The sequence below is a fragment of the Parafrankia sp. BMG5.11 genome, from assembly GCF_004337455.1.
In genome coordinates this window covers 1-4,449 of the sequence record NZ_SJXI01000141.1, presented here as the reverse complement: position 1 = coordinate 4,449, position 4,449 = coordinate 1, and the positions used below count along the sequence as shown (strand labels likewise).

Sequence of the window (4,449 nt, the reverse complement as noted above, 5' to 3'; positions counted from 1 at the left end):
CCGGGATCCCGATCTTCGTGTACGCCACCACCGAACAGTCGGTCATCCTCGACCGGGACTCCACCTTCGCACTGGCAGACCAGATCGCGGGCCTGGCCGGCATGCCGATCACCGTCGCCAAGGAGAACCACGTCCCCAAAGTGACCGTCGTCGGCATCGACGTACCCGTGGTCACCGGGTTCTACGACACCGTCGGCGACCAGCTCTTCGGCGACGCCGGCCTCGACCTGGACGTGGTCGCCATCCCCCCCGACCAGGCCGACATGACCCCACAAATGGAACGGATCACCGCCGGCGGACCCACCGAAGTCCACATCATCGGCGGCGACGCCTTCTGCATCTCCGCGTTCCGGGGCCTGCGAGCGGCGAACTTCGACGGACCCGTCAGCGTCGTCAACCAGTGCGTCTCCGACACCTCCAAAACCGCACTCGGCGACACCCTGGAAGGCGTGTACGCATCAGCACCGTTCGCGATCGACGACCACGACAATCCCGACCTACGCCAGTGGGAGGCGATCGTGCACACCTACGACGACAACGACATCGACCTGAGCAACTCGATGAGCTCCACCATCTACGTCACCATGACAGCCCTGAGCCGGGCACTCGACGGCCTCACCGGGAACATCACCCCCACCCGACTCATCGAGAAGATCCGCTCAGCACCCGAACTGCCACTACCCGCAGCCCCCGGCCTGACCTTCCACTGCGACGGCACCGCCAACCCACTCGTACCCGCCGCCTGCACCCGAGGCGGACTGATGACAACCCTCAACGCACAGGGCAACCCGACCCTGCCCTACAAACCATTCGGCAACCAGGACTGAGACGCTCGACGTCCGCCGGCCGCGCGGCCAGGAGGCCGTGCGACCAAGGCAGCGAAGGGGCGATCTCGTGAACACCGTCGACAATGGTGGCAATCGCGGCAACGTGGACGATGTGCGGCACATCGTCATGGAGCTCGGCCTGGGCTTCTCGGTCGACGACGGCGTCGCCACCGGGCGCGCCGACGTGTTCGCCGAGCTGTGCGTCCCCGGCACGACCGCCCTGCGGACATCCGTGCTGGCGACCTGGGCCGACATCGTCACAGGCACACTCGCCCTGAACCTGACCGCACCCCGGCCAGCCCTCACCCTCGACCTCGACGTGCACGTCGTCGAACCAGCCGAGATCGGCCACACGATCTCCCTCAAGGCAAGAACCGTCAAGGCCGGCCGGACGGTCGCCGTCTGCGAGACACGATTCCGCAACGAGACCTCCGGGACCCTGACCGCCGTCTGCCACACGTCGTTCGTCACCTCCCCGAACCCCGACCACGTCTTCTCCCACGGCGCCCTGGCCGGACTACCCGAGGGACCCTTCCGGCTGCCGGTACCCCTCACCGAGCGGGTCGGCAGCGTCATCGTGGCTCCCGGCACCGTCGAGGTACCCCACCGGGCCGACGGCCTCAACGCAGGCGGCGCCATCCAGGGCGGCCTCGTCGCGCTCGCCACCGAGGAGGCAGCAACCTCATCCGCCCAAGGACCGACGGTGGTGACCGCTCTCGGCATCCGTTACCTGCGGCCGTTCTCGGTCGGACCAGCGCGCGCGGTGGCCGACAGGCACGGCGAGGTCTGCCTGGTGCACCTCACCGACGCCGGGACCGGGAAGCTGGGCGCCGTCGCGACGGCCCGGCTCGCCGACGCCAAACCGCGGTAGCCGTCCGGCCGACGACAACAGGTCCGGCCAGCGACGACAGGTCCGACCGGCGCCCGGCGCGGCTGACCGGCGACGGGCGCCTAACCTGCCAACGAATCCAACAACCGCAAAAGAACTAGATATTTTGCTACTCTCCGGTCGTGCGCGACGCCCGCGACCAGGGGCCACAACACCCACCGGGCACGAAGCGAGATTCGCCCCGTTCGTGCCACCGGAAGGACTGATCATGGATCTCGACGAAGCGGGCAGCGTCTTCACCGACCCGACGGCGTACGCGGACGAGAAACGGTGGCACACCGCCACCGCGCTGCTGCGCCGCCACTCGCCGGTGCACCGGGTCGAGACGGCGGGCTTCGCGCCGTTCTGGGCGGTCACCCGACACGAGGACGTCATGACGATCTCCCGGGACTCCGAGCGCTGGCACAACGCGCCACGGACGGCCGTCAGCCAGGACCCGGCCGCGCCCGCGCCGCCGATACGTTCGCTGGTACAGATGGACGCGCCGGACCACCCGGTCTACCGGCACATCAGCGCCGACTGGTTCAAGCCGGCCGGCATCCGGCGGTTATCCGACCGCATCGCCCAGCTCGCGAAACGCTACGTCGACCACATGGCCGATCTCGGCGGCGAATGCGACTTCGTCACCGACATCGCCGCGCACTATCCCCTCTACGTCATCCTCTCCCTGCTCGGGCTACCCGAGCAGGACTTCCCGAGGATGCTCACACTCACCCAGGAACTGTTCGGCTCCGACGACGTCGACCTCGCCCGCAACCCGAGCGACACCGCCGCCCTGGACACCCTGCTGGACTTCTTCCAGTACTTCCAGACAGTGATCGCGGACCGCCGCACGACACCGACCGACGACCTCGGCTCAGTGATCGCCAACGCCACGATCGGCGGCGAACCGATCGGCGAACTGGAGGCGGTCGGGTACTACGTCCTGATCGCCACCGCCGGTCACGACACGACGAGCGCGGCGATCTCCGGCGGGCTGCACGCCCTACTCGAACACCCGGACCAGTGGCGGCGCCTCGCCGCGGACCCGGGCCTGGTGCCCACCGCGGTCGACGAGATGATCCGCTGGGTATCCCCCGTCAAGCACTTCATGCGCACCGCCACCGAGGACACCGCCCTCCGCGGTGTCCGGATCTCGGCCGGGGAGTCGGTGCTGCTGTCCTACCCATCCGCCAACCGGGACGAGGACGTCTTCACCGACCCCAACGCCTTCGACGTCGGCCGAACCCCGAACAAGCACGTCGGTTTCGGTTTCGGCGCCCACTACTGCCTGGGCACCCACCTCGCCCGACTCGAGGCACGCGCCCTCTACACCGAACTCGTCCCCCGGCTACACGAGATCGAACTAGCCGGCACACCCGAATACATGCAGACCCTGTTCGTCGGCGGACCCAAGCACCTCCCCATCCGCTACACGATCACCTGAGCCTCACGCCCGCCGCGGACACCGACCCGAGCTCCTCCGGAGGCCCAGCATGACCGAACCGGCAGGTGGACAGCCGGGGTGGATCGTCGACGACCCCAACACGGTCACCCCCGAGTGGATGACCGGCGCGCTGCGCCGGGGCGGCACCGACACCGAGGTCGTAGGGCTGCGCCACCAACCCGTCGGGGGCGGCCAGCTGAGCTCCAGTTACCGCTTCCACCTCGACGTCCGGCCTGGCGGCACCGGCGTCCGGCCCGGCGGCACCGACCAGGTGCCCTCCTCCGTGGTACTCAAGATGGCCGCCGGCTCCCCCGAGGGCCGCGGCCAGATCGCCCCCGGCTACCGCAGCGAGGTGGGCTACTACACCCGGTTCGCTCCGTCCGCCCGGATCCGGGTGCCGCGGTGTGGAGCGCCGACATCAGCGCCGACGGCCGGAGCTTCACGCTGGTGCTCGAGGACGGGCACCCGGCACGGCCCGGTCTCCAGGTGGAGGGCTGCGACGTCCGCCAGGCCGAAGCCGCGCTGCGTAACCTCGCCGGCCTGCACGGCCCGTTCTGGAACAAGCCGGATCTCGCCGACGGCGCCGACTGGTTACGCCGGACGGACGAGGCCGCGCTCGGCTTCCTCAGCGAGGTCTTCGCCGGGGCCATGGCCCCGTTCCTCGACCGGTTCCGCGACCGTCTCGCACCGACCGACACGGACACACTGCTCCGCACGGCCGATCTCCTCGCCCGGTGGGGCCGGCACGTCGGCACCCGCCACACGCTGATCCACGGCGACTACCGGCTCGACAACCTCCTGTTCACGGAGCCGCGCGCGGCAGGCGAGTCGCACGAGTCAGCCGAGTCCCACGGGCTCACGGCGTCCCGTGAGGTGACGGCCCTCGACTGGCAGTCGCTGGAGATCGGCTTCGCCGGCCGCGACGTCGCCTACTTCCTGGCCACCGCACTGCCACCCGCACTCCGACGCGCCCAGGAAAAGAACCTGGTCCGCACCTACCACGGGCGGCTCGTCCGGATGGGGGTCGACGACTACCCGCTCGACGAGTGCTTCCGGGACTACCGGCTCGGAACCCCGCAGGCACCGCTGCTCACCGTGCTCGGCTCCGTCTATGCGACCAACGAGCCCACCGAGAGCTCCGACCGGATGTTCCTCTCCATGATCACAAACGCGTGCGCCGCGATCCGCGACCTCGGCACGCTGGACCTGCTCGCGCCGTAGCCCCCTCGGACCCGGCGGGTGCGGTGAACCCACCGCACCCGCCGCACCCGCTTCGCGCACTCCGTGTGTTACCGCTTGTTCAGCTG

General features: G+C 69.5%; 4 protein-coding genes. All 4 read left to right on the top strand.

Features of this window, described 5'->3' with window-relative positions; all coding sequences use genetic code 11:
- A partial coding sequence (locus tag E0504_RS47280; RefSeq protein WP_131627772.1) for an ABC transporter substrate-binding protein occupies positions 1 to 827 on the top strand: 827 nt, incomplete at its 5' end.
- A gap of 67 nt (positions 828 to 894) precedes the next feature.
- Entirely contained in the window at positions 895 to 1,698 is an 804-nt protein-coding gene (locus E0504_RS47275) for a hotdog domain-containing protein (RefSeq protein ID WP_131627770.1), read from the top strand.
- Between the two features lie 226 nt (positions 1,699 to 1,924).
- Entirely contained in the window at positions 1,925 to 3,142 is a 1,218-nt protein-coding gene (locus tag E0504_RS47270) for a cytochrome P450 (RefSeq protein ID WP_112109135.1), read from the top strand.
- Positions 3,143 to 3,544: 402 nt separating this feature from the next.
- Positions 3,545 to 4,363 carry an ecdysteroid 22-kinase family protein gene (locus tag E0504_RS47265; protein WP_243657965.1) on the top strand — a complete coding sequence of 273 codons (819 nt, stop codon included), beginning with the start codon at positions 3,545 to 3,547 and terminating at the stop codon, positions 4,361 to 4,363.
- Positions 4,364 to 4,449 lie beyond the last annotated feature (86 nt).

Coding starts and splice junctions, on each gene's coding strand:
- E0504_RS47270 (WP_112109135.1), top strand. CDS start 1,925: ATGGATCTCGACGAAGCGGGCAGCGTCTTCACCGACCCGACGGCGTAC.